The organism is Pseudomonas imperatae (assembly GCF_057128625.1).
This window is the reverse complement of the sequence record NZ_JBSKHP010000010.1, coordinates 137,860-164,809: the sequence shown is the minus strand read 5'-3', so window position 1 is coordinate 164,809 and position 26,950 is coordinate 137,860. Positions and strand designations below refer to the sequence as shown.

The 26,950-nt window shown below is 65.2% G+C and carries 29 protein-coding genes and 1 pseudogene; 21 read left to right on the top strand and 9 right to left on the bottom strand.

Annotation, left to right across the window (positions count from 1 at the left end):
• Nucleotides 1–3: 3 nt before the first annotated feature.
• Nucleotides 4–858 (top strand): pirin family protein, encoded by an 855-nt coding sequence (locus ACWKWX_RS14970; RefSeq protein WP_483828198.1) that lies wholly within the window; start codon nucleotides 4–6, stop codon nucleotides 856–858.
• A 78-nt stretch (nucleotides 859–936) separates the two neighbouring features.
• On the opposite strand, the gene ACWKWX_RS14965 is transcribed toward ACWKWX_RS14970, so the two are convergent.
• Nucleotides 937–2,073: a patatin-like phospholipase family protein gene (locus ACWKWX_RS14965; protein ID WP_483828197.1), complete on the bottom strand. Its 1,137-nt coding sequence runs from the start codon at nucleotides 2,071–2,073 to the stop codon at nucleotides 937–939.
• A 113-nt stretch (nucleotides 2,074–2,186) separates the two neighbouring features.
• On the bottom strand, nucleotides 2,187–3,122 hold the full coding sequence (locus ACWKWX_RS14960) for a lipid A biosynthesis lauroyl acyltransferase (RefSeq protein ID WP_416422954.1): 936 nt from the start codon (nucleotides 3,120–3,122) through the stop codon (nucleotides 2,187–2,189).
• 112 nt (nucleotides 3,123–3,234) lie between these two features.
• Between ACWKWX_RS14960 and minC the strand changes: the two genes are divergently transcribed.
• The 8 genes from minC (at nucleotide 3,235) to ACWKWX_RS14920 (ending at nucleotide 10,532) form a co-directional block, all read left to right on the top strand.
• On the top strand, nucleotides 3,235–3,978 hold the full coding sequence (gene minC, locus ACWKWX_RS14955) for a septum site-determining protein MinC (RefSeq protein ID WP_416422953.1): 744 nt from the start codon (nucleotides 3,235–3,237) through the stop codon (nucleotides 3,976–3,978).
• Between the two features lie 139 nt (nucleotides 3,979–4,117).
• Entirely contained in the window at nucleotides 4,118–4,930 is an 813-nt protein-coding gene (minD, locus tag ACWKWX_RS14950; protein ID WP_027977290.1) for a septum site-determining protein MinD, read from the top strand.
• On the top strand, nucleotides 4,930–5,181 hold the full coding sequence (gene minE, locus ACWKWX_RS14945) for a cell division topological specificity factor MinE (protein WP_008366588.1): 252 nt from the start codon (nucleotides 4,930–4,932) through the stop codon (nucleotides 5,179–5,181). The genes minD and minE overlap by 1 nt, the downstream gene beginning before the upstream one ends.
• Nucleotides 5,182–5,270: 89 nt before the next feature.
• Nucleotides 5,271–5,906 carry an RluA family pseudouridine synthase gene (locus ACWKWX_RS14940; RefSeq protein ID WP_027977289.1) on the top strand — a complete coding sequence of 212 codons (636 nt, stop codon included), beginning with the start codon at nucleotides 5,271–5,273 and terminating at the stop codon, nucleotides 5,904–5,906.
• Nucleotides 5,907–6,084: 178 nt separating this feature from the next.
• The gene (locus ACWKWX_RS14935; RefSeq protein ID WP_416422952.1) at nucleotides 6,085–7,374 is read left to right on the top strand and encodes a M18 family aminopeptidase; all 1,290 of its coding nucleotides are present in this window, start codon (nucleotides 6,085–6,087) and stop codon (nucleotides 7,372–7,374) included.
• Between the two features lie 173 nt (nucleotides 7,375–7,547).
• Nucleotides 7,548–7,715 carry a hypothetical protein gene (locus tag ACWKWX_RS14930; protein ID WP_483828196.1) on the top strand — a complete coding sequence of 56 codons (168 nt, stop codon included), beginning with the start codon at nucleotides 7,548–7,550 and terminating at the stop codon, nucleotides 7,713–7,715.
• A 79-nt stretch (nucleotides 7,716–7,794) separates the two neighbouring features.
• Complete coding sequence (locus ACWKWX_RS14925; protein ID WP_473005643.1) at nucleotides 7,795–9,960, top strand: mechanosensitive ion channel family protein; 2,166 nt, start codon at nucleotides 7,795–7,797, stop codon at nucleotides 9,958–9,960.
• An 89-nt stretch (nucleotides 9,961–10,049) separates the two neighbouring features.
• On the top strand, nucleotides 10,050–10,532 hold the full coding sequence (locus tag ACWKWX_RS14920; RefSeq protein ID WP_416422949.1) for an MEKHLA domain-containing protein: 483 nt from the start codon (nucleotides 10,050–10,052) through the stop codon (nucleotides 10,530–10,532).
• On the opposite strand, the gene phnR is transcribed toward ACWKWX_RS14920, so the two are convergent.
• The gene (phnR, locus tag ACWKWX_RS14915) at nucleotides 10,507–11,226 is read right to left on the bottom strand and encodes a phosphonate utilization transcriptional regulator PhnR (RefSeq protein ID WP_476298873.1); all 720 of its coding nucleotides are present in this window, start codon (nucleotides 11,224–11,226) and stop codon (nucleotides 10,507–10,509) included. The genes ACWKWX_RS14920 and phnR overlap by 26 nt on opposite strands.
• Nucleotides 11,227–11,569: 343 nt before the next feature.
• Here phnR and ACWKWX_RS14910 point away from each other — a divergent pair, with 343 nt between their 5' ends.
• The 6 genes from ACWKWX_RS14910 to ACWKWX_RS14885 all read left to right on the top strand — a co-directional run bounded on the left by ACWKWX_RS14910 (nucleotide 11,570) and on the right by ACWKWX_RS14885 (nucleotide 17,594).
• The gene (locus ACWKWX_RS14910) at nucleotides 11,570–12,634 is read left to right on the top strand and encodes an ABC transporter substrate-binding protein (RefSeq protein WP_416422947.1); all 1,065 of its coding nucleotides are present in this window, start codon (nucleotides 11,570–11,572) and stop codon (nucleotides 12,632–12,634) included.
• A gap of 113 nt (nucleotides 12,635–12,747) precedes the next feature.
• Nucleotides 12,748–13,554, top strand: coding sequence for an alkaline phosphatase family protein (locus tag ACWKWX_RS14905; RefSeq protein WP_483828195.1), 807 nt, complete (start codon nucleotides 12,748–12,750; stop codon nucleotides 13,552–13,554).
• Entirely contained in the window at nucleotides 13,551–14,393 is an 843-nt protein-coding gene (locus tag ACWKWX_RS14900) for an ABC transporter permease (RefSeq protein WP_483828194.1), read from the top strand. The genes ACWKWX_RS14905 and ACWKWX_RS14900 overlap by 4 nt, the downstream gene beginning before the upstream one ends.
• On the top strand, nucleotides 14,380–15,177 hold the full coding sequence (locus tag ACWKWX_RS14895; protein WP_483828193.1) for an ABC transporter permease: 798 nt from the start codon (nucleotides 14,380–14,382) through the stop codon (nucleotides 15,175–15,177). Before ACWKWX_RS14900 ends, ACWKWX_RS14895 begins: the two co-directional genes overlap by 14 nt.
• Nucleotide 15,178: 1 nt before the next feature.
• Nucleotides 15,179–16,168 (top strand): ABC transporter ATP-binding protein, encoded by a 990-nt coding sequence (locus ACWKWX_RS14890; protein ID WP_473005639.1) that lies wholly within the window; start codon nucleotides 15,179–15,181, stop codon nucleotides 16,166–16,168.
• 772 nt (nucleotides 16,169–16,940) lie between these two features.
• On the top strand, nucleotides 16,941–17,594 hold the full coding sequence (locus tag ACWKWX_RS14885) for an HAD family hydrolase (protein ID WP_473005638.1): 654 nt from the start codon (nucleotides 16,941–16,943) through the stop codon (nucleotides 17,592–17,594).
• On the opposite strand, the gene ACWKWX_RS14880 is transcribed toward ACWKWX_RS14885, so the two are convergent.
• The 4 genes and pseudogenes from ACWKWX_RS14880 to ACWKWX_RS14865 form a co-directional block, all read right to left on the bottom strand.
• Nucleotides 17,579–18,169, bottom strand: coding sequence for a tRNA-uridine aminocarboxypropyltransferase (locus ACWKWX_RS14880; protein ID WP_483828192.1), 591 nt, complete (start codon nucleotides 18,167–18,169; stop codon nucleotides 17,579–17,581). The two genes, ACWKWX_RS14885 and ACWKWX_RS14880, sit on opposite strands and share 16 nt — an antisense overlap.
• A 99-nt stretch (nucleotides 18,170–18,268) precedes the next feature.
• Nucleotides 18,269–19,384 (bottom strand): methyl-accepting chemotaxis protein, encoded by a 1,116-nt coding sequence (locus ACWKWX_RS14875; RefSeq protein WP_473006820.1) that lies wholly within the window; start codon nucleotides 19,382–19,384, stop codon nucleotides 18,269–18,271.
• 138 nt (nucleotides 19,385–19,522) lie between these two features.
• Nucleotides 19,523–19,828: pseudogene (locus ACWKWX_RS14870) on the bottom strand (PAS domain-containing protein); the annotation flags it as partial.
• Nucleotides 19,829–19,993: 165 nt separating this feature from the next.
• Nucleotides 19,994–20,887 (bottom strand): LysR family transcriptional regulator, encoded by an 894-nt coding sequence (locus ACWKWX_RS14865; RefSeq protein ID WP_416422940.1) that lies wholly within the window; start codon nucleotides 20,885–20,887, stop codon nucleotides 19,994–19,996.
• A 249-nt stretch (nucleotides 20,888–21,136) separates the two neighbouring features.
• Here ACWKWX_RS14865 and speB point away from each other — a divergent pair, with 249 nt between their 5' ends.
• From speB to ACWKWX_RS14835, 6 genes are all read left to right on the top strand, one after another.
• On the top strand, nucleotides 21,137–22,087 hold the full coding sequence (gene speB, locus ACWKWX_RS14860) for an agmatinase (protein ID WP_027977277.1): 951 nt from the start codon (nucleotides 21,137–21,139) through the stop codon (nucleotides 22,085–22,087).
• Nucleotides 22,088–22,097: 10 nt separating this feature from the next.
• Nucleotides 22,098–22,505, top strand: a complete 408-nt coding sequence (locus tag ACWKWX_RS14855) for a YybH family protein (RefSeq protein WP_416422939.1) — start codon at nucleotides 22,098–22,100, stop codon at nucleotides 22,503–22,505.
• Nucleotides 22,506–22,554: 49 nt separating this feature from the next.
• Nucleotides 22,555–24,054, top strand: coding sequence for a purine-cytosine permease family protein (locus tag ACWKWX_RS14850; RefSeq protein WP_483828191.1), 1,500 nt, complete (start codon nucleotides 22,555–22,557; stop codon nucleotides 24,052–24,054).
• A 90-nt stretch (nucleotides 24,055–24,144) separates the two neighbouring features.
• Nucleotides 24,145–25,524, top strand: a complete 1,380-nt coding sequence (locus ACWKWX_RS14845) for a sodium:solute symporter family protein (protein WP_416422937.1) — start codon at nucleotides 24,145–24,147, stop codon at nucleotides 25,522–25,524.
• Between the two features lie 137 nt (nucleotides 25,525–25,661).
• Nucleotides 25,662–25,889: a phosphopantetheine-binding protein gene (locus ACWKWX_RS14840; RefSeq protein WP_416422936.1), complete on the top strand. Its 228-nt coding sequence runs from the start codon at nucleotides 25,662–25,664 to the stop codon at nucleotides 25,887–25,889.
• Between the two features lie 10 nt (nucleotides 25,890–25,899).
• On the top strand, nucleotides 25,900–26,148 hold the full coding sequence (locus ACWKWX_RS14835; RefSeq protein ID WP_416422935.1) for a phosphopantetheine-binding protein: 249 nt from the start codon (nucleotides 25,900–25,902) through the stop codon (nucleotides 26,146–26,148).
• 54 nt (nucleotides 26,149–26,202) lie between these two features.
• On the opposite strand, the gene ACWKWX_RS14830 is transcribed toward ACWKWX_RS14835, so the two are convergent.
• Both ACWKWX_RS14830 and ACWKWX_RS14825 read right to left on the bottom strand, forming a co-directional pair.
• Complete coding sequence (locus tag ACWKWX_RS14830) at nucleotides 26,203–26,328, bottom strand: PA1414 family protein (protein WP_416422934.1); 126 nt, start codon at nucleotides 26,326–26,328, stop codon at nucleotides 26,203–26,205.
• A gap of 163 nt (nucleotides 26,329–26,491) precedes the next feature.
• The gene (locus ACWKWX_RS14825; protein ID WP_416422933.1) at nucleotides 26,492–26,896 is read right to left on the bottom strand and encodes a transcriptional regulator; all 405 of its coding nucleotides are present in this window, start codon (nucleotides 26,894–26,896) and stop codon (nucleotides 26,492–26,494) included.
• Nucleotides 26,897–26,950: the final 54 nt, after the last annotated feature.

The following is a 26,950-nucleotide window of genomic DNA, read 5'->3' as shown; positions in this document are numbered from 1 at the left end:
GCAATGACTCAATTTCGCAAGATCATCGGCATCCAAGCCGGCCAGGCCACTTCCGACGGCGCTGGCGTAAGCCTGACCCGCGTTATCGGCGGCCCCGGCATCGAACGCTTCGACCCCTTCCTGATGCTCGACGAGTTCGGCTCCGACAACCCCGACGAATACATCGCCGGCTTCCCGCCGCACCCGCACCGTGGCTTCGAAACCATCACCTACATGCTCGAAGGGCGCATGCGCCACGAAGATCATCTGGGCAATGTCGGCCTGCTGCAAGGCGGTGGCGTGCAATGGATGACCGCTGCCCGCGGCATCATTCACAGCGAGATGCCCGAGCAGGAAGAAGGCGTGATGCGCGGCTTCCAGCTGTGGCTCAACCTGCCTGGCAAGGACAAGCTCGGCACCCCCGGCTACCGCGACATCCAGCCCGAGGACATTCCGCGCCTGACCACCCCGGCCGGCATCGACGTGGTGGCCATCGCCGGCACCTTCGACGACGGCCAAGTGCAGCAACTGGGCGCCGTGGAGCGGCCACACACCGAGCCGCACCTGTTTGACCTGCGCCTGCCAGCCGGCGCCAGCATCAGCCCGCGCCTGCCCGAGGGGCACCGGGTGATGCTGTACGTGTACGAAGGCGCGGTGCAGCTGCCCGGCCATGCCGGCAGCGTGGCGGCCAGCCGCCTGGTGCGCTTGAGTGACAGTGGCGAGCTGCGCATCGACAGCGCCGAGGGCGCACGGGTACTGGTACTCGCCGGCAAGCCGCTGAACGAGCCGGTGGTGCAATACGGCCCGTTCGTGATGAACAGTCGCGAAGAGATCGAACAGGCCCTGCGCGACTTCCGCGACGACCGCCTGACGGCCTGACCCCACCCGTGGGAGCTGGCTTGCCAGCGAGCTGTTGAGGCCCGAAAAACTCGCTGGCAAGCCAGCTCCCACAGACGGTTATAGCGGTTGGAGGAAGGCCAGGATTTCAGCCTGCTTGGCCAGCGCATCGCGCCGCCCCAACTCGATCAGTTCGCTGCAATACCCCGCCTCGAACAGCAGGTAACTCAGCAACCCCGCCCCACTGGTTTTCGTCGCCCCCGGCCCGCGCAGGAACAGACGCAACGCCGCTGGCAGTTCATGCCGGTGCCGCGCGGCGATCTCGTCCAGCGGCTGGCTGGGCGACACCACCATCACCTCCACCGGGTTCAAGCCCAGCGGCGCGCTGTGCACGTCGGCCGGCAACAACCGCCCCAGTTGGTTGAGGCGCTGCAGCAGTTCCAGGTCGTCTTCCAGGCTGTCGATGAAGGCGCTATTGAGCAGGTGCCCGCCGATCTGCGCCAGGCTCGGCTGCTGGTCGCTGCCGGCCAGTTGGCCGCCGTCCGGGCCGCGGGCGTTGCCGCTGACGCCCACCACCAGCACCCGCTCGGCGCCCAGGTGCAGCGCCGGGCTGATGGGCGCGGACTGGCGCATGGCGCCGTCACCGTAGAAGTCATCGCCAATGCGCACCGGCGGGAACAGCAGTGGGATGGAGGCGCTGGCCAACAGGTGCTCGACGGTCAGGCGGGTCGGCACGCCGATACGGCGGTGGCGTAGCCAGGGCTGGATGCCGCGGCTGCCCTGGTAGAAGGTCACCGCCTGCCCGGAGCTGTAGCCGAACGCCGTCACCGCCACCCCATGCAGGACGCCAGCGGCCAGGGCGCCCTCGATGCCGGTGAGGTCCAGGCGCTCGCGCAGCAGCGCGCCCAAGGGGGCGTTGTCCACCAGCGCCACCGGCACGCTGCCACCAATGCCCAACAGGCTGTGACGGATGAAGCGGCTGGCTTGGCGCACCACGCCGGGCCAGTCGCTGCGCACCACCTGGTGGCTGGCGAAACCGCGCCAGAACGCTTCCAGGCGCTGCACCGTGGGCACGAATTGACGGGCGCCGCTGGCCAGCGTCACGGCGTTGATGGCGCCGGCCGAGGTGCCGACGATCACCGGGAAAGGGTTGGGGGCGTCGGTGGGTAGCAGCTGCGCGATAGCCGCCACCACGCCCACCTGGTAGGCGGCGCGGGCGCCACCGCCAGAGAGGATCAGGCCTGTGATTGCAGGCATTGCGTGCTCCTGTAGCGGCAAACATCCTGTGGGAGCTGGCTTGCCAGCGAGCTTTCAGGGCCCCAACAGCTCGCTGGCAAGCCAGCTCCCACAAAGACAGTCGCTGCGACGGGCTACCGGCGGCGCTTTTCGTAGAGTCTAGGCGAGCCCGGCGGCCGCGACTTGAAGCGCCGGTGCGCCCACAGGTACTGCTCCGGGCACTCGCGAATCGAGGCTTCCACCCACTGGTTGATGCGCAGGCAGTCGGCCTCTTCGCTCTCGCCGGGGAAATCCGCCAGCGGCGGGTGAATCACCAGCCGGTAGCCGCTGCCATCGGCCAGACGCTGCTGGGTGAAGGGAATGACCCGGGCCTTGCCCAGCCGCGCGAATTTGGTCGTGGCCGTGACCGTGGCCGCCGGAATGCCGAACAGCGGCACGAAAATGCCCTGCTTGGCGCCGTAGTCCTGGTCGGGGGCATACCAGATGGCGCGGCCCTTGCGCAGCAGCTTGAGCATGCCGCGCACGTCCTCGCGCTCCACGGCCAGGGAATCGAGGTTATGACGCTCGCGGCCCTGGCGCTGGACGAAGTCGAACAGCGGGTTGCCGTGCTCGCGGTACATGCCGTCGATGGTGTGGCGCTGGCCCAGCAACGCGGCACCGATTTCCAGGGTGGTGAAGTGCAGTGCCATGAGGATGGCACCCTCTCCGGCCTGCTGGGCAGCCTGTAAATGTTCAAGCCCTTCGATGTGCGCAAGCCGCGCCAGGCGGGCCTTTGGCCACCACCAGCTCATGGCCATTTCGAAGAAGGCGATGCCAGTGGAAGCGAAATTTTCCTTGAGCAAACGGGTTCTTTCGACGAGCGGTAGTTCGGGGAAACACAGCTCCAGATTGCGCGCCGCAATACGGCGGCGTTCGCCGGCGATGCGGTACATGCCAAGGCCCAGCAGGCGGCCGATCACCAGCAAGGCGCGGTACGGCAGCTGCACCACCAGCCACAACAGGCCCAGGCCCAGCAGCAGCGGCCAGAAACGGGGGTGAAGAAAGGTTCGGTTAAAACGCGGGCGATCCATTACAGATTCCGGACAGACAACATGGCCGCGCATTCTACATGGGTTCGCCCGGCTTGCGGCTGGCGGGCGTTCTCGTTATAAGTCTCGGCACTTTTCGTTACAAGGCGCCTTTTTGCCGACCATGAGCCAGACCGAACCGCTAGACCAGGAAAACGTGTTCCAGCTGAAGGGCAGCATGCTCGCCATCACCGTGCTGGAACTGGCCCGCAACAACCTTGAAGGCCTGGACCGCCAGCTGGCGGCCAAGGTTGCCCAGGCCCCGAATTTCTTCAGCAACACCCCGCTGGTACTGGCGCTGGACAAGCTGCCGGCCAGTGAAGGGGCGGTCGACCTGCCCGGCCTGATGCGCGTGTGCCGCCAGCATGGCCTGCGCACCCTGGCCATTCGCGCCAGCCGCATCGAGGACATTGCCGCCGCCATCGCCATCGACCTGCCGGTGCTGCCGCCGTCGGGCGCGCGCGAACGGCCGATAGAATTGGAGCCGCCCAAGCCCAAGCCGCCGGAAAAACCGCCGGCGCCGGTGGTAAATCCGACGAAAATCATTACCTTGCCGGTGCGCAGCGGCCAACAGGTCTATGCTCCGGGGGGCGACCTGGTGGTCATGGCCACCGTCAGCTCCGGTGCGGAACTTCTGGCCGATGGCAACATCCATGTGTACGGCCAAATGCGCGGCCGTGCCCTGGCGGGTATCAAGGGCGACACAAAGGCGCGCATCTTCTGCCAGCACCTGGGCGCCGAGCTGTTGTCCATCGCCGGCCAGTACAAGGTCTCGGAAGACCTGCGCCGCGACCCCTTGTGGGGGGCAGGCGTACAAGTCAGCTTGTCTGGTGATGTGTTGAACATCACCCGCCTTTAACGGATACTGCCGCCATTTTCCGTACAACTTTTAAACTTGGCGGCAAACGGCCATTATCACGGCCTGCCGACTGCAGTTGTTTACAAGTCATGCTTTCATTCAGGGACTAGCAATCCTTTTTCATTAGGGGTGATACACCTTGTCCAAGATTCTCGTGGTTACATCCGGCAAAGGTGGTGTGGGCAAGACCACCACCAGCGCCGCCATCGGTACCGGCCTGGCCCTGCGCGGCCACAAGACTGTCATCGTCGACTTCGACGTGGGCCTGCGCAACCTCGACCTGATCATGGGCTGTGAACGCCGCGTGGTGTACGACTTCGTCAACGTGGTGAACGGCGAAGCCAACCTGCAGCAGGCCCTGATCAAGGACAAGCGCCTTGAGAACCTGTACGTGCTGGCGGCCAGCCAGACTCGTGACAAGGACGCGCTGACCAAGGAAGGCGTGGAAAAAGTGCTGATGGAGCTCAAGGAAACCTTCGAGTTCGTGGTCTGCGACTCCCCGGCGGGCATCGAGACTGGCGCCCACCTGGCCATGTACTTCGCCGACGAAGCCATCGTCGTCACCAACCCCGAAGTGTCCTCGGTACGTGACTCGGACCGCATGCTGGGCCTGCTGGCCAGCAAGTCGCGCCGCGCCGAGCGCAACGAAGACCCGATCAAGGAACACCTGCTGCTGACCCGCTACAACCCCGAGCGCGTGAGCAAGGGCGAGATGCTGGGCGTGGAAGACGTCAAGGAGATCCTGTCGGTGACCCTGCTGGGCGTGATTCCCGAGTCCCAGGCGGTGCTCAAGGCCTCCAACCAGGGCGTGCCGGTCATCCTCGACGACCAGAGCGACGCCGGCCAGGCCTATAGCGACGCCGTCGACCGACTGCTGGGCAAGAACGTGGAACACCGCTTCCTCGAACAGCAGAAGAAAGGATTCTTTGAGCGGCTCTTTGGGGGTAACTGATGAGCATTTTTGACTTCTTTCGTTCCAAAAAGGTCAATACCGCGTCGGTAGCGAAAGAGCGTCTACAGATCATCGTGGCGCACGAACGTGGCCAGCGCAGCACCCCGGACTACCTGCCTGCCCTGCAGAAGGAGCTGGTGGAAGTGATCCGCAAGTACGTCAATATCGGCAACGAGGACGTACAGGTGGCGCTGGAAAACCAGGGCAGCTGCTCGATCCTGGAACTCAACATCACCCTGCCTGACCGCTAACACGGCCTGGCAGCACCCGCGGCGATTGCCGGTGTCCCCTGGTGGGAATACCGACAATCGCCGTTGGCGTTTCTACCGAGACAATTTCAATGCCGCTGTCGAACATCCACATCCTGCATCAGGATGACGCCATCCTGGTGATCAACAAGCCGACCCTGCTGCTGTCGGTGCCTGGCCGTGCCGAGGACAACAAGGACTGCCTGATCACCCGCCTGCAGGAAAACGGCTACCCCGAGGCGCGCATCGTGCACCGCCTGGACTGGGAAACCTCGGGCATCATTCTGCTGGCCCGCGACGCCGACACCCACCGCGAGCTGTCGCGGCAGTTTCATGACCGCGAAACCGAAAAGGCCTACACCGCCCTGGCCTGGGGCCAGCCGGAACTGGACAGTGGCAGCATCGACCTGCCGCTGCGCTACGACCCGCCCACCAAGCCGCGCCACGTGGTGGACCACGAGCAGGGCAAGCACGCCCTGACCTTCTGGAAGGTGCTGGAGCGCTGCGGCGACTGGTGCCGCGTGGAGCTGACGCCAATCACCGGCCGCTCGCACCAGCTGCGCGTGCACATGCTGTCCATCGGCCACCCGCTGCTGGGCGACGGCCTGTATGCGCACCCCGAGGCCCTGGCGGCGTACCCGCGGCTGTGCCTGCACGCCAGCATGCTGAGCTTCACCCACCCCACCACCGGTGAGCGCGTGCGCTTCGAGTGCCCCGCGCCGTTCTGACGGCGCCCGCCTTGAAACCTTCCACCGTAGCCGCTGCCGCAGGCTGCGCTGGCCCTCGACCACACTGAATATCTCCAGTGCACAAGCGGGCCAGCGCAGCCTGACTGCAGCGGCTACAAACGCGCCCACAGCTGCGTTCAATACGTTAAACTCGCGCCATTGCTGTCTGGAGCCAACTATGCGCGAAGCTTTGAACCAGGGCCTGATCGACTTCCTCAAGGCCTCCCCCACGCCCTTCCACGCCACCGCCAGCCTGGCCATGCGCCTGGAAGCGGCCGGCTACCAACGCCTCGACGAGCGCGACACCTGGGCCACCGTGGCCGGCGGGCGCTATTACCTGACCCGCAACGACTCCTCCATCATCGCCTTCAAGCTGGGCCGTCATTCGCCCCTGCTGGGCGGCATCCGCCTGGTGGGCGCCCACACCGACAGCCCGTGCCTGCGCGTGAAGCCGCAGCCCGAGCTGCAGCGCCAGGGTTTCTGGCAGCTGGGCGTCGAAGTCTACGGCGGCGCCCTGCTGGCGCCGTGGTTCGACCGCGACCTGTCGCTGGCCGGCCGTGTCACCTTCCGCCGCGACGGCAAGGTGGAAAGCCAGCTGATCGACTTCAAGCTGCCGATCGCCGTGATCCCCAACCTGGCCATTCACCTCAACCGTGAAGCCAACCAGGGCTGGGCCATCAACGCCCAGACCGAGCTGCCGCCGATCCTGGCCCAGGTGGCCGGCGACGAGCGCCCGGACTTCCGCGCCCTGCTCACCGACCAGTTGGCCCGCGAACACGGCCTGAACGCCGACGTGGTGCTGGACTATGAACTGAGCTTCTACGACACCCAGAACGCTGCGGTGGTGGGCCTGCATGGCGAGTTCATCGCCGGCGCGCGCCTGGACAACCTGCTGTCGTGCTACGCCGCGCTGCAGGCGCTGCTCAACGCCGACAGCGAGGAAACCTGCGTGTTCGTGGCCAACGACCACGAGGAAATCGGCTCGTGCTCGGCCTGCGGTGCCGACGGCCCGATGCTGGAGCAGACCCTGCGGCGCCTGCTGCCCGACGGCGACGACTTCGTGCGCACCATCCAGCGTTCCTTGCTGGTGTCGGCCGACAACGCCCACGGCGTGCACCCCAACTACGCCGAGAAGCACGACGCCAACCACGGCCCGAAACTCAACGCCGGCCCGGTGATCAAGGTCAACAGCAACCAGCGCTACGCCACCAACAGCGAGACCGCCGGTTTCTTCCGCCACCTGTGCATGGCCGAGGAAGTGCCGGTGCAGAGCTTCGTGGTGCGCAGCGACATGGGTTGCGGCTCCACCATCGGCCCGATTACCGCCAGCCACCTGGGCGTGCGCACCGTGGACATCGGCCTGCCGACGTTCGCCATGCACTCCATCCGCGAGCTGTGCGGCAGCCAGGACCTGGCACACCTGGTGAAGGTGCTGGAAGCGTTCTACCGCAGCCGCGAGCTGCCGTAACCCCGCCACCCCGTAGTAGCGGCCGCAGGCCGCGTCCAATGGCGCCGAACCGCGTCAGGGCCGGACGCAGCCTGCGGCAGCTGCTACGGGGTAAATTTCATGATCCGGATCAAACCCGGCTGCGCTGGCGGGCCTAAACTTAGTACAGGCCCCCTCGCACAAGGACAACGGTCATGGACGAATTCACCGCCCTGCTCATCCAGGTCAGTGCCAGCCTCGGCTTGCTGACCTTCGGCTTCAGCCTGCGCGAACGCAATATCGGCGTGCTGATGCTCTGGCTCGGCATGCTCTGCCTGCTCGGAATAGTCCTGTATAAAATCCTCGTGCGAATCGGCGCATAACCGCTCGCCTTGGGCCTTGGCGCCTCGTACACTCCCTCGATCAGAATTACCCTGGGTTCATTGTCGAGTGTCTGTCTCCTTGCGTCTGCCTGCCCTGTTTTTCCTCCTGCTGACCTGCCTGCTGGCCGTGCTGCCACAGGCTGAGGCGGCCGGCCTGCCGAGCCTGCTCGGCAGCGGCCAGAAAGCCCAGCCACAACCCACCGAGCCGTTGGCGCAGTCACTGGACCAGGTGATCAACTCCCTGGAAAACGACCAGCAGCGCACGCAACTGCTCACCGACCTCAAGCGCCTGCGCGACACCACCAAGAAGGCCCAGCCGGCCGGTGAAGAAGGCGTGCTGGGGCTGATCGGCAGCACCCTGGGGCAGTTCGAGAAACAGTTCGCCGGCGAAGACAGCCCGTTCAACCGCTGGTCCAACGAGTTCGACCAGGCCGGGCAAGAGCTGTCCGACCTGATGCTGCCGGTGGCCCAGTGGCCGCCGATCATCTTCGGCTTCGTGCTGATCATCCTGGTGTGGAGCCTGCTGGCCTACGCCCTGAACTGGATCAGCCACCACATCCGCATGCGCTTCGGCCTCAGCGAGGAACTGCCCCAGCACCCGCGCACCCTCGACCTGCTGCGCTTCGCCCTGCGCAAGCTGGGGCCGTGGCTGGTGGCGCTGATCATCACCGTGTGGGTGGGCTACGCCCTGCCCTCGTCGCTGGGCAAGGACCTGGCCATGGTGCTGGCCTACGCGCTGGTGGTGGGCACCTGCTTCTCGGCCATCTGCGTGGTGGCCTTCTCGCTGCTCGACGGCCCGCACCGCCACCGCGCCCTGTACATCCTGCGCCACCAGGCGTTCCGGCCGCTGTGGCTGATCGGCAGCTTCGCCGCCTTCGGCGAAGCGCTGAACGACCCGCGCCTGGTGGCCAGCCTGGGCTCGCACCTGGCCCACACCGCCGCCACCCTGGCCAACATGCTGGCGGCGCTGTGCACCGGCATGTTCATCCTGCGCTTCCGCCGCCCGGTGGCCCACCTCATCCGCAACCAGCCGCTGGCCCGGCGCCTCACCCGCCGCGCGCTGAGCGACACCATCGAGATCCTCGGCACCTTCTGGTACCTGCCGGCGCTGGTGCTGGTGGGCATCTCGCTGCTGGCCACCTTCATCGACGCCGGCGACACCAGCACGGTGCTGCGCCAGTCGCTGGTGTGCACGGTGCTGCTGGTGCTGTGCATGGTCTGCAACGGCCTGGTACGCCGCCACGCCGTGCGCCCGCACAAGCGCATGAAGCGCCACGCGGTGTACTCCGAACGCCTGCGCAACTTCGGCTACACCCTGGTGCACCTGCTGATCTGGCTGTGCTTCATCGAGCTGGGCCTGCGGGTGTGGGGCATGTCGCTGATCCGCTTCACCGAGGGCGACGGCCATGACATCAGCGTCAAGCTGTTCAGCCTGGCCGGCACGCTGATCCTGGCCTGGCTGGTGTGGATCCTGGCCGACACCGCCGTGCACCACGCCCTTACGCACTCGCGCAAGGGCCTGGCCAACGCCCGCGCGCAAACCATGATGCCGCTGATCCGCAACGTGCTGTTCATCGCCATCTTCATCATCGCCGCCATCGTCGCCCTGGCCAACATGGGCATGAACGTCACGCCGCTGCTGGCCGGTGCCGGCGTCATTGGCCTGGCTATCGGTTTCGGCGCCCAGTCGCTGGTCGCCGACCTGATCACCGGCCTGTTCATCATCATCGAGGACTCCCTGGCCATCGACGACTACGTGGACGTCGGCGGCCACCTGGGCACGGTGGAAGGCCTGACCATCCGCACCGTGCGCCTGCGCGACATCGACGGTATCGTCCACACCATTCCGTTCAGCGAGATCAAGAGCATCAAGAACTACTCGCGGGAGTTCGGCTACGCGATTTTCCGGGTCAACGTGCCGCATACCATGGACATCGACACCGCCATCAAGCTGATGCGCGACGTGGGCCAGAAAATGCGCACCGACCCGCTGCAACGGCGCAACATCTGGTCGCCGCTGGAGATCCAGGGCGTGGAAAGTTTCGAGTCTGGTACAGCCATCCTGCGTGCCCGCTTCAAGACCGCGCCCATCAAGCAATGGGAAGTGTCGCGGGCGTTCAACCTGGCGCTCAAGCGCCAGCTGGACGAGTCCGGCCTGGACCTGGCCACCCCGCGCCTGAGCGTGCAGGTGGTGACCAGTGCCGGTGGCACGGTGACAGCGGAGGCCGCTGCACCTTCGACCTGAGTTTGTCCGATCCGACAATAGACCTAGGGCGCCACACGGGTTAGCGTTGTGGCTTCGACTTCTTCCAAGTGCAGTAGAGGGAACCCGCGATGCTTGGCCCCGACCTTGCCAGCCAGCTGATGCAAATCGACGAGGCGTATTTCAGGCACACCGGCAAGCACCTGCCCATGGCCATCCCCGGCGCGCCGGTGGACCTGTCGTGGGTGCACGACCAGGCGCCCTACGGCCTGCTGGCCCACGACGGCAGTGACAACCCGCGCTTCATCTACGCCAACCGCCAGGCGCTGCGCTGCTTCGACTACCCGCTGGACAGCTTCATCGGCATGGTCTCGGAGCTCAGCTCACCGCCCGAGCAGCGCGCCGCGCGCCAGCATTACCTGGAGCGCGTGCGCAAGGCCGGCTACAGCTTCAACTACCAGGGCGAACGCTACTCGCGCAGCGGCCAGACCTTCCAGATCTACGACGGCGAGATCTGGGAACTGTCACCGCCCGAGGCGTCGCTGCGCATCGGCCAGGCGTCGCTGTTCTGGCTGACGGAAGTGGAAATCAAGGCGGCGAGACATCGGCACTGAGCCGGATGGCGTCGTGCCGCCAATACTCCAGGTCACAGTCGATCAGCCGCCCCTGCTGGTCATGGTTGACCCGGGTGATGCGCAACCCGGGGCTGCCCAGTGACACCCGCAACGCACTGGCGGCCTCGGCCCGCAGCGCCGTCGGCGCCATTTCAAAACGCACCCGGCCATACTCGATGCCGTAGTGACGCGCGTAGATCTCGGTCAGCGGCTGGTTCAGGTCCAAATCGAGAATGCCGGGGAAATACTGCGGGTTCAGGTAGTGCTCCACGTACAGCACCAGGCGCTGGTCGATGCAGCGGGTGCGGCACAGCTGAATCACGCTGGACAGCGGCGGCAATTGCAGGTTGGCGCAGATCGCCGCCGACGCGGGCACCAGCCGGCCTGACAGCAGCTGGGTGGACGGCTCGCGGCCCTGCTCGCGGACCATGGCGTGGAAGTGGCTGCGCTTCATCAGGTCGTAGGTCAGGCGTGGCGGCGAGATGAACCAGCCGCGGCGCTCCTCGCGGTAGATCAGCCCCCGGGCCTCCAGTTGCACCAGCGCCTCGCGCAGGGTGATGCGCGTGGTGTCGAACACTTCGCTGAGCTTGCGCTCGGCCGGCAGCTTGCAACCGGCGGCCAGCAGGCCATGCTGGATTTGCTCTTGCAGCGCCTGGCAGATGGCGGTGACGGCTCGGGGTGCACTGTTACGCATCGTTTCAACCTGTCTGGACTAGACCAGCGACAAAAAGGGGCAGCGCTGGCGGCGGTGGGCCATGGCTGCAGCCTAGGCAAAATAAATGACCGCGGGATGACAAGCATCGCGGAAAAGCCCTACATCAAGCAGCGCAAGCCGTTGCAGATCAGGCAGTTAAATCTGAACTACGCTTATTCCCCACGGGCAGCGCCAAGGCCGCTGCAAGGCCCGCGCCAGCCCGCCATACATCAAATTGTCATCACCCCCACCTAGATTGGCTCAGGTCTTGCTGATCTAGACCACCTCGCGACACCGTCCAGATAAAAACCAGCGTTCGCTGAACGCGCCCAAGGAGCTTCGGATGAAAAAGCTTTTCCTGGCATCACTGGTAGGCATGGGCATCACCATGAGCATCAACGCCATGGCTGCCGACGTCGATTTGAACACCCTGGAAGCGGCCGCCAAGGCCGAAGGCGCGGTCAACAGCGTCGGCATGCCCGATGACTGGGCCAACTGGAAAGGCACCTGGGCGGGGCTGCTGGCCAAGTACGGCCTGACCCACATGGACACTGACATGAGCTCGGCCCAGGAAGTGGCCAAGTTCGCCGCCGAGAAAGACAACGCCAGCGCCGACATCGGCGACGTGGGCGCCGCCTTCGGCCCCATCGCCGAGAAGCAGGGCGTGACCCAGCCCTACAAGCCGACCACCTGGGACCAGGTGCCGGATTGGGCGAAAGACAAGGACGGCCACTGGGCCCTGGCCTACACCGGCACCATCGCCTTCATCATCAACAAGCAGCTGGTCAAGGATGAAGACGCGCCCAAGAGCTGGGCGGACCTGGAGAAAGGCAAGTACAAGGTGGCCATCGGTGACGTGAGCACCGCGGCCCAGGCGGCCAACGGCGTGCTGGCCGCAGCCATCGCCCGTGGTGGCGACGAAAGCAACCTGCAGCCGGGCCTGGAGCTGTTCACCAAGCTGGCCCAGCAGAAGCGCCTGTCGCTGGCCAACCCCACCATCCAGACCCTGGAAAAGGGTGAAGTGGAAGTGGGCGTGGTGTGGGACTTCAACGGCCTGAGCTACCGCGACAAGATCGACCCCACCCGCTTCACGGTGCTGATCCCCTCCGACGGCACGGTGATTTCCGGCTACACCACCATCATCAACAAATACGCCAAGCACCCGAACGCGGCGAAGCTTGCGCGTGAATACATCTTCAGCGACGAAGGCCAGTTCAACCTGGCGCGCGGCCATGCCCGGCCGATTCGTGCCGAGCACCTGAAGCTGCCGGATGACGTCGCCTCCAAGCTGCTGCCCAACGAGCAGTACAAGAACGCCAAGCCGATCAAGAACGCCGACGCCTGGGAGAAGAGCTCCAAGGAGCTGCCGCAGAAGTGGAACGAGCAGGTCATCATCGAGATGAACTGATACCTGTGGGAGCTGGCTTGCCAGCGAGCTTTTTGGGGCGCTGAAAAGCTCGCTGGCAAGCCAGCTCCCACATCTGTGCAAGCCCTGGCAACAGAGTATTCAGAGGCGAAACCATGTCCCACAAAACCATCCTGGTCCTGCTCGACGGCCTCAGCTACCAGGTCGCCGAGCACGCCATGGGCCACCTGCAGGCCTACGTCGGCGCCGGCAAGGCCGCGCTGTACCAGCTTGAGTGCGAGCTGCCGGCGCTGTCGCGGCCGTTGTACGAATGCATTCTCACCGGCGTGGCGCCCATCGACAGCGGCGTGGTGCACAACAACGTCAGCCGCCTGTCCAACCAGCGCAGCGTGTTCCACTACGCCAGCGCGGCCGGCAAGGTCACCGCCGCGGCCGCCTACCACTGGGTCAGCGAACTGTACAACCGCTCGCCGTTCAATGCCGCCCGCGACCGCCACACCCAGGCGCCGCAATTGCCCATCCAGTTCGGGCACTTCTACTGGGCGGACAACTACCCCGACTCGCACCTGTTCGCCGACGGCGAGGACCTGCGTCTCAAGCACCAGCCTGACTTCCTGCTGATCCACCCCATGAACATCGACGATGCCGGGCACAAGCACGGCCTCGACAGCGCCCAGTACCGCAACAGCGCCCGCGGCGCCGACGTGATCCTGGCCGATTACCTGCAAGGCTGGCTCGACGCCGGCTACCAGGTACTGATTACCGCCGACCACGGCATGAACAACGACCGCTCCCACAACGGGCTGCTGCCCGAAGAACGGCAAGTGCCGCTGTTCGTGCTGGGCGACGCCTTCAGCCTCGACCTCGCGGCACGCCCGCGCCAGACCGAGCTGTGCGGCACGCTGTGCGAGCTGCTGGGCGTGCCCCACGACAAACCGCTGTGCCGGGAGTTGCTCAAGTGAGCCAGCCAACCAGAGGGCGCGGCTGGGCCATCCTGCTGCTGATACCCTTCGCCGCCGTATTCTTCATCTTCCAGATCGCCCCGCTGCTGTGGGTCGCCATCCACAGCCTGCAGACCGACAGCGGCTGGAGCCTGGACAACTTCATCAGCGCCTTCAGCTCGCGCTTCTACCGCCAGGCCATGCAGTTCAGCCTGGAGATCAGCTTCTGGTCGAGCCTGTTCGGCATCATCATCGCCGTGCTGGGCAGCTACTCCCTGCGCCGGGTCGACTCCAAGCTGCGCGACTTCGTCAGCGCCTTCGCCAACATGACCAGCAACTTCGCCGGGGTGCCCCTGGCGTTCGCCTTCATCATCCTGCTGGGCTTCAACGGCAGCCTGACCATGATCCTCAAGCAGGCCGGCATCATCGAGGACTTCAACCTGTACTCCAAGACCGGGCTGATCATCCTCTACACCTACTTCCAGATACCCCTGGGGGTGTTGCTGCTGTACCCGGCCTTCGACGCCCTGCGCGAGGACTGGCGCGAGTCGTCCGCGCTGCTGGGCGCCAGCGCCTGGCAGTACTGGCGGCACATCGGCCTGCCGGTGCTGACCCCGGCGCTGCTGGGCACTTTCGTGATCCTGCTGGCCAACGCCCTGGGCGCCTACGCCACGGTGTACGCGCTGACCACCGGCAACTTCAACGTGCTGCCCATCCGCATCGCCGCCATGGTGGCCGGCGACATCAGCCTGAACCCCAACCTGGCCGCCGCCCTGGCGATGATATTGGTGGGCATGATGACCCTGGTCACCGTAGTCCACCAGTGGCTACTCAAGAGGAGCTACCATGTCGCGCGCTGAAGCCAGCCCGGCGGCGCTGTACCACCGCGTGGTGGTGTGGCTGCTGTTCCTGATCCTGCTGCTGCCCCTGGCGGGCACCCTGCTCTACTCCCTGGCCACCAGCTGGTCAGCGACCATCCTGCCTAGTGGCCTGACGTTCCAGTGGTACGTGCAGCTGTGGAGCGACACGCGTTTCCTGCACGCCTTCGGCCAGTCGCTGATCGTCTGCGTGGGCTCGCTGGCCTTGTCGGTGGTGCTGATCCTGCCGCTGCTGTTCGTGGTGCACTACCACTTCCCGCGCCTGGACGCGCTGATGAACATCCTCATTTTGCTGCCCTTCGCGGTGCCGCCGGTGGTGTCGTCGGTGGGCCTGCTGCAGCTGTACGGCTCCGGGCCCATGGCCATGGTCGGCACGCCGTGGATCCTCATCGGCTGTTACTTCACCGTGGCGCTGCCGTTCATGTACCGGGCCATCACCAACAACCTGCAGGCCATCAACCTGCGCGACCTGATGGACGCCGCCCACCTGCTGGGCGCCAGCACCTTCAAGGCGGCGCTGCTGGTGGTGGTGCCCAACCTGCGCAAGGGCCTGCTGGTGGCGTTGCTGCTGTCGTTCTCGTTCCTGTTCGGCGAGTTCGTGTTCGCCAACCTGCTGGTGGGCACCCGTTACGAGACCCTGCAGGTGTACCTGAACAACATGCGCAACAGCAGCGGGCACTTCAACAGCGCGCTGGTGATTTCCTATTTCGTGTTCGTGCTGGTGCTGACCTGGGCCGCCAACCGCCTGAACAAGGACAAAGACTGATATGAGTTTCGTCAGCGTCGAACAACTGCAGAAGCACTACGGCGACACCCCGGTGTTCAGCGACATCAACTTCACCATCGCCCGCGGCGAATTCGTCACCCTGCTGGGCCCCTCGGGCTGCGGCAAGTCGACCCTGCTGCGCTGCATCGCCGGGCTGACCCCGGTGAACAGCGGGCGCATCCTGCTGGACGGCCACGACCTGGTGCCGCTGAGCCCGCAGAAGCGCGACATCGGCATGGTGTTCCAGAGCTACGCGCTGTTCCCCAACATGACCGTGCAGCAGAACGTGGCCTTCGGCCTGCGCATGCAGAAAGTCGCCAAGGACCAGGTCACCCAGCGCGTGGACGAGGCCCTGCGCCTGGTGGAGCTGCACGACCTGGCCAACCGCTACCCGCACCAGCTGTCCGGCGGCCAATGCCAGCGCGTGGCCCTGGCCCGCTCGCTGGTCACCCGCCCGCGCCTGCTGTTGCTGGACGAACCGCTGTCGGCGCTGGACGCGCGCATCCGCAAGCACCTGCGCGAACAGATCCGCGCCATCCAGCAGGAACTGGGGCTGACCACCATCTTCGTCACCCATGACCAGGAAGAAGCCCTGACCATGAGCGACCGCATTTTCCTGATGAACAAGGGCCTGATCGTGCAGAGCGGCGACGCCCAGAGCCTCTACACCGCGCCCACCGACGCTTTCGCCGCCGGCTTCATCGGCAACTACAACCTGCTCGACAGCGACCAGGCCGGCAAACTGCTGCAACGTCCGGTGCACACCCGCCTGGCCATCCGCCCGGAGGCCATCAGCCTGAGCCTGACCGGCGAGCTGGAAGGCGAGATCCGTAGCCACAGCCTGCTGGGCAACGTGATTCGCTACCGGGTGCATGCGCGTGGCGTGGAATTGGTGGTGGACGTGCTCAACCGCTCGGCGAGCGATTTGCTGCCCAACGGGCAACGGGTGTCGCTGGCTATCGATGCACAGGCACTTTGTGAGGTAGCCTGACAAAAGAGCTTTTGATGTTGATCCGCTGTTGATCCGCTGTTGATCTGCTGTTGATCTGCTTGTGATCTGGCTTTTGATCTTGATCTGGCTTTTGATTGTATGCCCCGTAAAGCGCCAGGGCCGACTGGAGGCGTCGATCAACGGGCTGCCCGAAGGGCCGAGGCCGCAGGCCGAAGAGACGGTAACCCGCAGGCTTCTATAGCGGGTGCCGTCTGCCCGTTGAGCGGCGCCGGAAGGAGGGGACCCGTAGCGCAGCGGAGGGCCCAAGCAGGGGCAAGCGTTTTTTGCTTACTTTTTTTGGCGTTTGAAAAAAAGTGAGTCGCCGTAAGGGCGAAACGGTCGGTGATCGCACCGCGAAAATGGATATGTCCGAAACCCTCAAAAGCGGGATCCACATATCGTGAACATATCCATTACCGAGGGTGATGCACAATCACCTTTTCGGCCTTACGCCGAGTCACTTTTTGACAGACGCCTCAAAAAGTAACCAAAAAAGGCTTGCCCCTGCTTGGTCCCTCCGCTTCGCTGCGGGTCCCCTCCCTCCGGCGTCGCCCAAGCGGCCGACGGCCCGGAATAGAAGCGCCTCCGGTTCCGTCTTCCCCGGCTACGCCGTGGACCGCTTGGCCAACGCCTCCAGTCGGCCCTGGCGCTTTATGGGGCACACAATCAAGATCAAGAGCCGCACGGGATCAAGATCAAAAGCCGGATAGCGGTGCGGCTGAAATTGGCGTGGCTGAAATTATTGTGTGAATCAATCTGAAGGACTACTTGTATGGCACTGGCAATCTTCGACCTGGACGAAACCCTCATCCACGGCGACTGCGCAACCCTGTGGAGCGAACAGATGGCCCGCCTGGGCTGGGTCGACCCCGAATCGTTCATGCGCAAGAACAACGAACTGATGGACGCCTACAGCCAGGGCAAGCTGGCCATGGAAGACTACATGGCCTTCAGCCTGGAACCCATGATCGGCCGCACCCCCGAGGAGGTCGAGCACCTGGTGGGCCCCTGGGTGGAGGATTTCATCGAGCCCATCATCTTCAGCGAAGCCACCAGGACCATCGCCGCCCACCGCCGGGCGGGCGACCGCATCCTGATCATCTCTGCCTCGGGCACCCACCTGGTCGGCCCCATCGCCGAGCGCCTGGGCGTGGACGAGATCCTGGCCATCGACCTCGACGTGCAGCACGGCGTGTACAGCGGCGCCACCGTGGGCACCCTGACCTACCGCGAAGGCAAGATCACCCGCCTGCTGGAATGGCTGGACCAGGAAGAAGAAAACCTCGAGGGCGCAACCTTCTATTCCGACTCACGCAACGACCTGCCGCTGCTGCTCAAGGTCGACCACCCCCAGGTGGTCAACCCCGACCCGGTGCTGCGCGAACACGCCGAAAAGGCCGGCTGGCCGATTCACTCCTGGACGTGATTGCGCCGGTAGACGTCCTCGCCCATGGCCGCGATCTGCCCATCGATCAACGCGTCGAAAGGCGCCAGCAGCGGCTGGAATGACGCAGGTGCCTCCAGCACTTCCAGGGCCTGGGTGATGGCCTCGATGGTAGACAGCGCGCCGGCCGCGGGCGCCTTGCGCAAGCGGTAGCGCGAAGGCGGCGCACCGTCGAGGGTCACCCGCGGCAACGCCGCCAGCGCAGGGTTGAGGTGCAGCAGCTTGCGCGCCTTGCGCCAGGTGCCATCGGGCACCACCAGCAGCATTGGCTGCTGCCCCGCGGCACTGGCGGCCAGCGGCTGCGCGCCCTCGCCGGGGAACAACAGGCAGGCGCGGTAGCCGGGCGGGTCCAGCAGCGCCGCGTCAACCGTTTCGCCCACCACCAACTCGGCGTTCACCAGCCCCAGCGCCGCCAGGCGGGCGGTGTTGAGGGCGTGGTTGACCTCGCTGGGGTGCTGCAGGATAAGCACGCGGGTGCGGCTGGGCAGGCTGGGGATCAGCGCGCACAGGCAGCGGGATTCGGGGCGGTTGCAGCGGGGGCAGATGATTCGAGGCATGCCCCATTTTGCCACAGAACCGCCCCCGTAGCAGCTGCCGAAGGCCGCGTCCGGGGCACCGCGCAGGCCCCGGACGCCGCCTTCGGCAGCTGCTACGGGTCAGCGGCTAAAGCGCTCTGCCAGGTCGTGCAGGTACTCCGCCATGCGCTCCAGTTCCTGGCTGATCTGCGCGCCCTCGCGCGCCTGGGTGGCGCTGCGATCGCACAGCTGGGCGATGCGGGTGATCTGCTGGTTGATGTCCTCGGCCACGTGGCTCTGCTGCTCCGAGGCCGTGGCCATCTGCTGGCTCATGCCGGTGATGCGGCTCACCGCCTGGGTGATGCCCACCAACGCGGTCTGCACGGCCTCGACGCTCTGCACGCTGTCCCTGGAGATCTGCTCGCCACGGGTGGCGGTGTGCACGGCGCGGTCGGCGCCGGCCTGCAGCGAGGTGATGATCTGGTGGATCTGCTCGGTGGAGGTGCGCGTGCGCATGGCCAGCGAGCGCACTTCGTCGGCCACCACGGCAAAGCCCCTGCCCTGCTCGCCGGCGCGCGCCGCTTCAATGGCGGCGTTGAGGGCCAGCAGGTTGGTCTGCTCGGCAATGGCGGTGATCACGTCGGCGACGCTACCGATGGACTGGGTCTCCTGGGCCAGGGCGTTGACAGCCTGGCCAATTTCGCTGACCGCGCCACTCATCAGGCCCATGGCCTGCAGGCTCTGCTGGGCCAGGGCGCTGCCCTGCTGGGCGAGCTGGTCGGCGTCGGCGGCAGCCACGGCGGTGTTCTGCACGTTGTGCGCGACTTCCTGAATGGTGGCGGCCATCTCGGCGATGGCCGTGGCCGACTGGTCGGTCTCGCTGCGCTGGCGGTCCAGCAGCTCGGCCTGGGCGCCCGACAGGCCCGACGACTGCGAGGCGCGCTCGCGCACGCTGACGCCGGCGTCCACCAGCCGGGTTAGCGCTGTCTGCAACCGCGCTTCTTCACTGAACATGGCCAGGTCCAGGCGCCCCTGGGCGCCGGGTGTGTCGCTGTAGGTGAGGGCCACCAGCGGGCTGGTGAAGGATTTCGGATGGTCGCCCAGGGTGCGTTCGATGTCACGGACCTGGCGCCGTTCGGTCAGCGCCCAGGCGCCCACCAGGCTGGCCAGCACCACCAGCAACGCCGGGTAGCCATCGAGGAGGAAGTGGCTGACCACCGAGACCACCGCCGCGGCCAGGATCGGCCAGCCCCGCAGGAATGCCTTGCCCAGACGCGCCGCTGGCGCCACCGGGGATTTGCCGGCCCGCAGGCGTGCATACAGTTCACTGGCGCGGCGGATCTGCTCGCGGCTGGGCACCGAGCGCACCGACTCGAAACCGCTGATGCGACCGTGCTCATAGATGGCGGTGACGTAGGCGCTCACCCAGTAGTAATCGCCGTTCTTGGCGCGGTTCTTCACCACGCCCATCCACGGCTTGCCCAGCTTGATGGTCTCCCACATCTGCGCGAAGACTGCCGGCGGCATGTCCGGGTGGCGCACCAGGTTGTGGGGCTTGCCCACCAGCTCGTCGTAGGTGAAGCCGCTGATGCTGACGAAGGCATCGTTGCAGTAGGTGATGTTGCTGTTCAGGTCTGTGGTGGAGATCAGCCGCTGGTCGCTTGAAAAGGTGCGTTCGTGTTCGGTAATGGGCAAATTCATGCGCATCGTTGGGCCGTCCCTGCTGTCGATGAGAAAATGTGTCATCAAGCTCTGAAAGGTGTAGCAGAGCATTTCAGGGCTGTAGGGGCGTTCGACGCGCCGAGTATCGGCAAACGCACAAATAATGGCGTTTTAGCGGTGCGACCCAGCGCCGCACCGCTGGATTCACACCGGCGTGAGCTGCGCCTTGAGCAGGTCGCGGAAGGTCTGGATCAAGGGCTCGCGGCTGCGACCCCGGCGGGTGATCATGGAAAATGGCGCCTGATAGCCGAAAGTGGCCGGTGATAGCACCCGCAGGTCGCCTTTGTCGGCCCAAGGCTGGGCGTAATGTTCGGGCAGGTAGCCGATGTAGGCGCCCGACAGCACCAGGATCAACTGCGCCTCCATGCTCTCTACCGTGGCGGCGCTGTGCTTGAAGCCGTGGCGGGCCAGCTCGGCCTGGCTCCAGTAGCCACGGCCGACCATGCGCTGCTGGGTGATGACCTGCTCGGGAATGCGCCGTTCGGCGTACAGCGGGTGGCGGTTGCTGCAGTACAGCCAGTGCTGCTCGCGGTACAGCGGCTGGTAGACCAGGCCGCTCATGCGCGTGGAAAACGCGCCGATGGCCAGGTCCAGGCGGTTTTCCTGCACCCCCAGTTGCAGCTCGTAGGGGCTGGACACCGACAGGTGCAGGTGCACCGCCGGGTGCTCCTGGCAGTAGGCGCCGATGGCCTCGGCGAACGGCAGCGCGCGGTCGCTGACGGTGGAGTCGATGACCCCCAGGTTGAGGGTGCCGCGCAGCTCGCCCTTGAGGGCGGCGGCGTACTGCTCGAAACCTTCCATTTCCGCCAGCAGGCGCAGGGTCTCCTGGTGGAACAGCTCGCCCTTGCTGGTCAGGCTGAAGCCGCCGCGGCCGCGGTGGCACAGCACGATGCCCAGCGCCGCCTCCAGCTGGCTCATGTAGGTGCTGATGGCCGAGGTGGACAGGTTCAGCTCCTGCTGGGCGTTGGCGAAGCCCTGGTGGCGGACGACGCTGACGAAGATGCGCAGCAGTTTCAGGTCGGGAAGTGCGTTGGCCATGGCATCACATCAGGAGTTCAAGGGCCCGTAGCAGCTGCCGAAGGCTGCGTCGGCGCGGGGAAAAGCGACGCAGCCTTTGGCAGCTGCTACGGGGGGTGTGGGATTAGTGTAACGCCATTACTTCAGAAAAATCTGAACTAAGTATTTCTCTGTAGCGATTCTTCAGGGTCACTACCTTTATGCAGACTCCGCTTCAACGTGCCGGCCTTGACCGAGCGCAAAGAAAAAATACAAACGATGAGGTAACCCGTGGACAAGATTCTTCACCAACCACTGGGCGGTAACGAAATGCCGCGTTTCGGCGGCATCGCCACCATGATGCGCCTGCCCCACCTGCAAACCGCAGCCGGCCTGGACGCAGCCTTCGTCGGTATTCCGCTGGACATCGGCACCTCCCTGCGCTCCGGCACCCGCTTCGGCCCACGCGAGATCCGCGCCGAATCGGTCATGATCCGCCCCTACAACATGGCCACCGGCGCCGCCCCCTTCGACTCGCTGTCGGTGGCCGACATCGGCGACGTGGCGATCAACACCTTCAACCTGCTGGACGCCGTGCGCATCATCGAAGAAGCCTACGACGAGATCCTGGAACACAACGTCATCCCGCTGACCCTGGGCGGCGACCACACCGTGACCCTGCCGATCCTGCGCGCCATCCACAAAAAGCACGGCAAGGTAGGCCTGGTGCATATCGACGCCCACGCTGACGTCAACGACCACATGTTCGGCGAGAAAATCGCCCACGGCACCACCTTCCGCCGCGCCGTGGAAGAAGGCCTGCTGGACTGCGACCGCGTGGTGCAGATCGGCCTGCGCGCCCAGGGCTACACCGCCGAGGACTTCAACTGGAGCCGCAACCAGGGCTTCCGCGTGGTGCAGGCCGAAGAGTGCTGGCACAAGTCGCTGGCGCCGCTGATGGAAGAAGTGCGCGCCAAGGTCGGTGACGGCCCGGTGTACCTGAGCTTCGACATCGACGGCATTGACCCGGCCTGGGCGCCTGGCACCGGCACCCCGGAAATCGGCGGCCTGACCACCATCCAGGCCATCGAGATCGTGCGTGGCTGCCAGGGCCTGGACCTGGTCGGCTGCGATCTGGTAGAAGTCTCGCCGCCCTACGACACCACCGGCAACACCTCGCTGCTGGGCGCCAACCTGCTGTACGAAATGCTCTGCGTGCTGCCGGGCGTGGTCCACCGCTGAGGACATGGCCATGAGCAAACAAGAACAAGTATTGCAAGCCGCCCGCGACCTGGTCACCGCCTTTGCCAGCAACGACCGCGAGGCGTATTTCGACGCCTTCACGGCCGATGCCACCTTTGTGTTCCACACCCTTGCGCAGCCCCTGTTGTCCCGCGATGCCTATCGTGAGGTGTGGGACGGCTGGCGGCGCGAGGATGGCTTCGAGGTGATTGAATGCACCTCGAGCAACGCCGTCGTCAGCCTGCAGGGTGACGTGGCGATATTCATGCATGACGTGGCCACCCAGCTGCGCATGCAAGGGGAGCTGTACTTTAGCCAGGAGCGCGAGACCATTGTGTTTCGCCAACAACAAGAAGGCCGCTGGCTGGCCTGCCACGAACACTTGTCCGCTGCACCCTCGACACTGCCCTCCCCTTGACCGCCGCGACGCCCGCGTAGACGGGCGCCCGCAATGATCGGAGCAGATCATGAACAATAACAACAGCACGACCAGCATCAGCCAGATAGAAACCTTCGGGGTCGAACAGATCCCGGACCACGAAAGGAATGCCAAGCCCCTCGACCTGTTCCGCCTGATCTTCGGCGGCGCCAATACCTTTTCCACCGCGGTGCTGGGCAGCTTTCCGGTGCTGTTCGGGCTGTCGTTCCAGGCGGGCCTGGTGGCCGTGCTGCTGGGCACCTTGGTCGGCGCGCTGATCCTGGCGCCCATGGGCCTGTTCGGCGCCATCAACGGCACCAACAATGCGGTGTCCTCGGGTGCGCACTTCGGCGTGCACGGGCGCATTGTCGGCTCGTTCCTGTCGCTGCTGACCGCCATCGCCTTCTTCTCGCTGTCGGTGTGGAGCTCGGGTGACGCCCTGGTGGGCGGCGCCAAGCGCCTGATCGGCCTGCCCGAAACCGACCTGACCCTGGGCCTGACCTACGGGCTGTTCGCGGTGCTGGTGCTGGCCGTGTGCATCTACGGCTTCCGCTTCATGCTGTGGGTCAACAAGATCGCCGTGTGGACCGCCAGCATCCTGTTCCTGTCGGGCATCGCCGCCTTCGCCGGGGCCTTCGACGTGAACTACGCCGGCACCGTCAGCCATGGCCAGGCCGGCTTCTGGGCGGCCTTCATCGGCGCCTCGCTGGTGGCCATGAGCAACCCGATCTCGTTCGGCGCGTTCCTGGGCGACTGGTCGCGCTACATTCCGCGCAGCACCTCCAAGGCGCGCATCATGGGCGCAGTGGTGTTCGCCCAACTGGCCACCCTGCTGCCGCTGCTGTTCGGCCTGGCCACCGCGACCATCGTCGCCACCCAGGCGCCGGACTACATCGCCAACAACAACTACGTCGGCGGCCTGCTGGCGGTGTCGCCGGGCTGGTTCTTCCTGCCGGTGTGCCTGTTGGCGGTGATCGGCGGCATGTCCACCGGCACCACCTCGCTGTACGGCACCGGCCTGGACATGTCCAGCGTGTTCCCGCGCCTGTTGTCGCGGGTGCAGGCCACGCTGCTGATCGGCCTGATGTCGATTGCCTTCATCTTCATCGGCCGTTTCGCCTTCAACCTGGTGCAGAGCGTGTCGACCTTCGTGGTGCTGATCATCACCTGCACCACGCCATGGATGGTGATCATGCTGATCGGCCTGCTGGTGCGCCGCGGCTGGTACTGCCCCGATGACCTGCAGGTGTTCACCCGCGGCGAACAGGGTGGCCGCTACTGGTTCCACCACGGCTGGAACTGGCGCGGCCTGGGGGCCTGGATTCCCAGCGCCCTGGTAGGCCTGTGCTTCGTCAACCTGCCGGGGCAGTTCGTCGGCCCGCTGGGCAACCTGGCCGGCGGCATCGACATCAGCCTGCCGGTGACCCTGGGCCTGGCGGCAGTGGTGTACCTGGTACTGCTCAAGCTGGTGCCCGAAGCAGCGGCGGTATACGGCCCAAACGGCAAGACCGGTAGCGCCTCGATCGCCGCCGGCGCCACCCCCGCCTAAGCCGTAGCAGCGGCCGCAGGCCGCGTCCTGTCCATCAGGACGCAGCCTGCCGCAGCTGCTACGTACACAATAAGATCGGAGAAACTCCCCATGGCTCTGGATATTTTCGTCGTCGCGATCTACGCGGCGGGCATGCTGCTGCTTGGCTGGTACGGCATGCGCAAGGCAAAAACCCATGAAGACTACCTGGTGGCCGGCCGCAACCTGGGCCCGTCGCTGTACATGGGCACCATGGCCGCCACCGTGCTGGGCGGTGCGTCCACCGTCGGCACCGTGCGCCTGGGCTACGTGCACGGCATTTCCGGCTTCTGGCTGTGCGCAGCCCTGGGCCTGGGTATCGTCGCCCTCAACCTGTTCCTGGCCAAGCCGCTGCTCAAGCTGAAGATCTTCACCGTCACCCAGGTGCTGGAGAAGCGCTACAACCCCATGGCGCGCCAGGCCAGTGCGGTGATTATGCTGGCCTACGCGCTGATGATCGGCGTGACCTCGATCCTGGCCATCGGCACCGTGCTGCAAGTGCTGTTCGGCCTGCCGTTCTGGCTGGCGGTGATGGCTGGCGGCGGCGTGGTAGTGGTGTACTCGACCATCGGCGGCATGTGGTCGCTGACCCTGACCGACATCGTCCAGTTCGTGATCAAGACCGTCGGCCTGATGTTCATCCTGCTGCCCATCTGCCTGTACCGCGTGGGTGGCTGGGATGAGCTGGTGGCCAAGCTGCCGGCGTCCAGCTTCAGCTTCACCAGCATCGGCTGGGACACCATCATCACCTACTTCATGATCTACTTCTTCGGCATCCTGATCGGCCAGGACATCTGGCAACGGGTGTTCACCGCCAAGAACGAAAAGGTCGCCGTGTACGCCGGCACCACCGCTGGCCTGTACTGCATCGTCTACGGCCTGGCCTGCGCGCTGATCGGCATGGCCGCCCACGTGCTGCTGCCGGACCTGGACAACGTCAACAACGCCTTCGCCGCTATCGTGAAAGCCAGCCTGCCCGATGGCATCCGTGGCCTGGTGATCGCCGCGGCCCTGGCCGCCATGATGTCCACCGCCAGCGCCGGCCTGCTGGCCGCCTCCACGGTGCTGACCGAAGACCTGCTGCCCAAGCTGCGCGGCGGCAAGCAGTCGAGCCTGGGCATCAACCGCCTGTTCACCCTGCTGACCGGTATCTGCGTGCTGGGTATCGCCCTGGTGGTGAACGACGTGATCAGCGCCCTGACCCTGGCCTACAACCTGCTGGTGGGCGGCATGCTGATCCCGCTGATTGGCGCCATCTTCTGGAAACGCGCAACCACTTCCGGGGCCATTTGCAGCATGACCCTGGGCTTCATCACCGCCCTGGTGTTCATGTTCAAGGACGGCCTGGATGCCAACACCCCCATCTACTACAGCCTGGCGGTGGGCCTGGTAAGCTTCGTGCTCGTCAGCCTTTTGTCACGCCGCCCGGCGCTGGCAGCCAAACTGGCCTAAGATGTTGAAAAAAGCCGTGTCCCTGGTAGTTGCATAAACCAAGGGGTGCGGCGCTTTCACCAGGAAGGCCGCTGTTGTTCTGACAGTACCGCAAACGAATTGCCGGACGGAGCGTGCACGCATTTCGGAGGTCTGCCATGAACCGCACAGACATTCAGTTGTATATCCACAGCACCATCGAGCAACAACTGGCGGCGCAGCAATGCGACCCGCCCCGCCTGGACCTGGCCGAGCTGTTCCGCCGCCTGGAAAAACTCTTCGGCGTACCGCTGGACCCTGACCGGGTGCTGCGCCAGGTCAGCACCATCAACGACCTTTCCCGCTTGATTCAACGGATGAATCCCCACGACCGCGCTTCCGCGTAGGGGCCTCGCCATGCCGCGATTCGGTATTCGCAAGACCGTGCACAATTTCATCAGCGACTTTCTGGGGGACGGCGACTTCGACGACGATGTCAGCCTCGAATCCCTGGGGCTGGACAAGAAGGACATCATGGAATTGATCACACGCCTGGAGGACGAGTACGGGCTGACGGCGTTTACCATCGAGGAGGACAGGTTGCTGGAGCAGGCGGTGACGGCCAATGACTTGTGGCGATTCTTGCGCGAGATAGCGCGCCACTGACGAACCCATAGCCGCAGCCTGGCGGCAGCGGCTACCGGTGGATTGAATGCAGACTCAGCGGCGCGGTTGGCGGCGACGGTCTTTGTCTTCGGTGGGAATCGGGATTGGCTGCAGCGGCGGCGGAATCAGGCCCAAGGCAACGCCAAGGTCGTGGAGCCAGTTGTACAGAGTGCGGTTCATAGAGCCCCCCTTAGGGTAAACCTGAGCGACGGGTCAATGTTTGCGTCGTCTCAAGCAGATCATAGTCCTGATTGCCATCATACGCACCGGGTAAAGTGCGGCAAAAGGTCTCAATCAGGACGGATTTCATCTGCCAGCCAGCGTGTGCCCGACGATCGGTCGGTTACACCGACCCACCGGCGATCTGCGCCTTGCTGGCCACCTCATCGAAGGTGTCCGGCAGCAGCGCGTCCTGCTGTTCATCCAGCACCTGGCGGGGGTGTTCATGCCCCGGAATGCTGGTGTCGATCAGGCTCAACAGGCTGGAACCGCGCGGGGTCAGCACGAAGTTCTCGCCGTTGCCGCCCTCATCTTCGGGGCGCGGGGCGATGTAGCCGCGGTCCAGCAGCAGCTTCTCGTACTCGCCGGCCAGGGCCTTGAGGTGGTCCAGGTCCCCTGGCGCGCCCCCGTCTGCGGCTACCTGGGCGGCATGCTGCTCGGCATAGGGGCGCGGGGTGAAGCTGTGCCCGGCGCCGTTCTGCACCTCATGCAGCAGGCGTTCGATCAAATCCCAGTTATACGTTGTCATCCTGAGCTACCTCCAACACAGAGTGAAAGGGCCTACATAGGTTGTGACCCGCGC

Excerpts from the sequence above, each read along its gene's own strand:
- ACWKWX_RS14885 (WP_473005638.1), top strand. The coding sequence starts at position 16,941 with ATGGCACTGGCAATCTTCGACCTGGACGAAACCCTCATCCACGGCGAC.
- ACWKWX_RS14970 (WP_483828198.1), top strand. The coding sequence starts at position 4 with ATGACTCAATTTCGCAAGATCATCGGCATCCAAGCCGGCCAGGCCACT.
- ACWKWX_RS14855 (WP_416422939.1), top strand. The coding sequence starts at position 22,098 with ATGAGCAAACAAGAACAAGTATTGCAAGCCGCCCGCGACCTGGTCACC.
- ACWKWX_RS14830 (WP_416422934.1), bottom strand. The coding sequence starts at position 26,328 with ATGAACCGCACTCTGTACAACTGGCTCCACGACCTTGGCGTTGCCTTG.
- ACWKWX_RS14930 (WP_483828196.1), top strand. The coding sequence starts at position 7,548 with ATGGACGAATTCACCGCCCTGCTCATCCAGGTCAGTGCCAGCCTCGGC.
- ACWKWX_RS14920 (WP_416422949.1), top strand. The coding sequence starts at position 10,050 with ATGCTTGGCCCCGACCTTGCCAGCCAGCTGATGCAAATCGACGAGGCG.
- ACWKWX_RS14890 (WP_473005639.1), top strand. The coding sequence starts at position 15,179 with ATGAGTTTCGTCAGCGTCGAACAACTGCAGAAGCACTACGGCGACACC.
- ACWKWX_RS14845 (WP_416422937.1), top strand. The coding sequence starts at position 24,145 with ATGGCTCTGGATATTTTCGTCGTCGCGATCTACGCGGCGGGCATGCTG.
- ACWKWX_RS14850 (WP_483828191.1), top strand. The coding sequence starts at position 22,555 with ATGAACAATAACAACAGCACGACCAGCATCAGCCAGATAGAAACCTTC.
- ACWKWX_RS14865 (WP_416422940.1), bottom strand. The coding sequence starts at position 20,887 with ATGGCCAACGCACTTCCCGACCTGAAACTGCTGCGCATCTTCGTCAGC.
- ACWKWX_RS14940 (WP_027977289.1), top strand. The coding sequence starts at position 5,271 with ATGCCGCTGTCGAACATCCACATCCTGCATCAGGATGACGCCATCCTG.
- ACWKWX_RS14905 (WP_483828195.1), top strand. The coding sequence starts at position 12,748 with ATGTCCCACAAAACCATCCTGGTCCTGCTCGACGGCCTCAGCTACCAG.
- ACWKWX_RS14960 (WP_416422954.1), bottom strand. The coding sequence starts at position 3,122 with ATGGATCGCCCGCGTTTTAACCGAACCTTTCTTCACCCCCGTTTCTGG.
- phnR (WP_476298873.1), bottom strand. The coding sequence starts at position 11,226 with ATGCGTAACAGTGCACCCCGAGCCGTCACCGCCATCTGCCAGGCGCTG.
- ACWKWX_RS14965 (WP_483828197.1), bottom strand. The coding sequence starts at position 2,073 with ATGCCTGCAATCACAGGCCTGATCCTCTCTGGCGGTGGCGCCCGCGCC.
- ACWKWX_RS14880 (WP_483828192.1), bottom strand. The coding sequence starts at position 18,169 with ATGCCTCGAATCATCTGCCCCCGCTGCAACCGCCCCGAATCCCGCTGC.
- ACWKWX_RS14840 (WP_416422936.1), top strand. The coding sequence starts at position 25,662 with ATGAACCGCACAGACATTCAGTTGTATATCCACAGCACCATCGAGCAA.
- ACWKWX_RS14835 (WP_416422935.1), top strand. The coding sequence starts at position 25,900 with ATGCCGCGATTCGGTATTCGCAAGACCGTGCACAATTTCATCAGCGAC.
- minE (WP_008366588.1), top strand. The coding sequence starts at position 4,930 with ATGAGCATTTTTGACTTCTTTCGTTCCAAAAAGGTCAATACCGCGTCG.
- ACWKWX_RS14895 (WP_483828193.1), top strand. The coding sequence starts at position 14,380 with ATGTCGCGCGCTGAAGCCAGCCCGGCGGCGCTGTACCACCGCGTGGTG.
- ACWKWX_RS14935 (WP_416422952.1), top strand. The coding sequence starts at position 6,085 with ATGCGCGAAGCTTTGAACCAGGGCCTGATCGACTTCCTCAAGGCCTCC.
- ACWKWX_RS14910 (WP_416422947.1), top strand. The coding sequence starts at position 11,570 with ATGAAAAAGCTTTTCCTGGCATCACTGGTAGGCATGGGCATCACCATG.
- ACWKWX_RS14825 (WP_416422933.1), bottom strand. The coding sequence starts at position 26,896 with ATGACAACGTATAACTGGGATTTGATCGAACGCCTGCTGCATGAGGTG.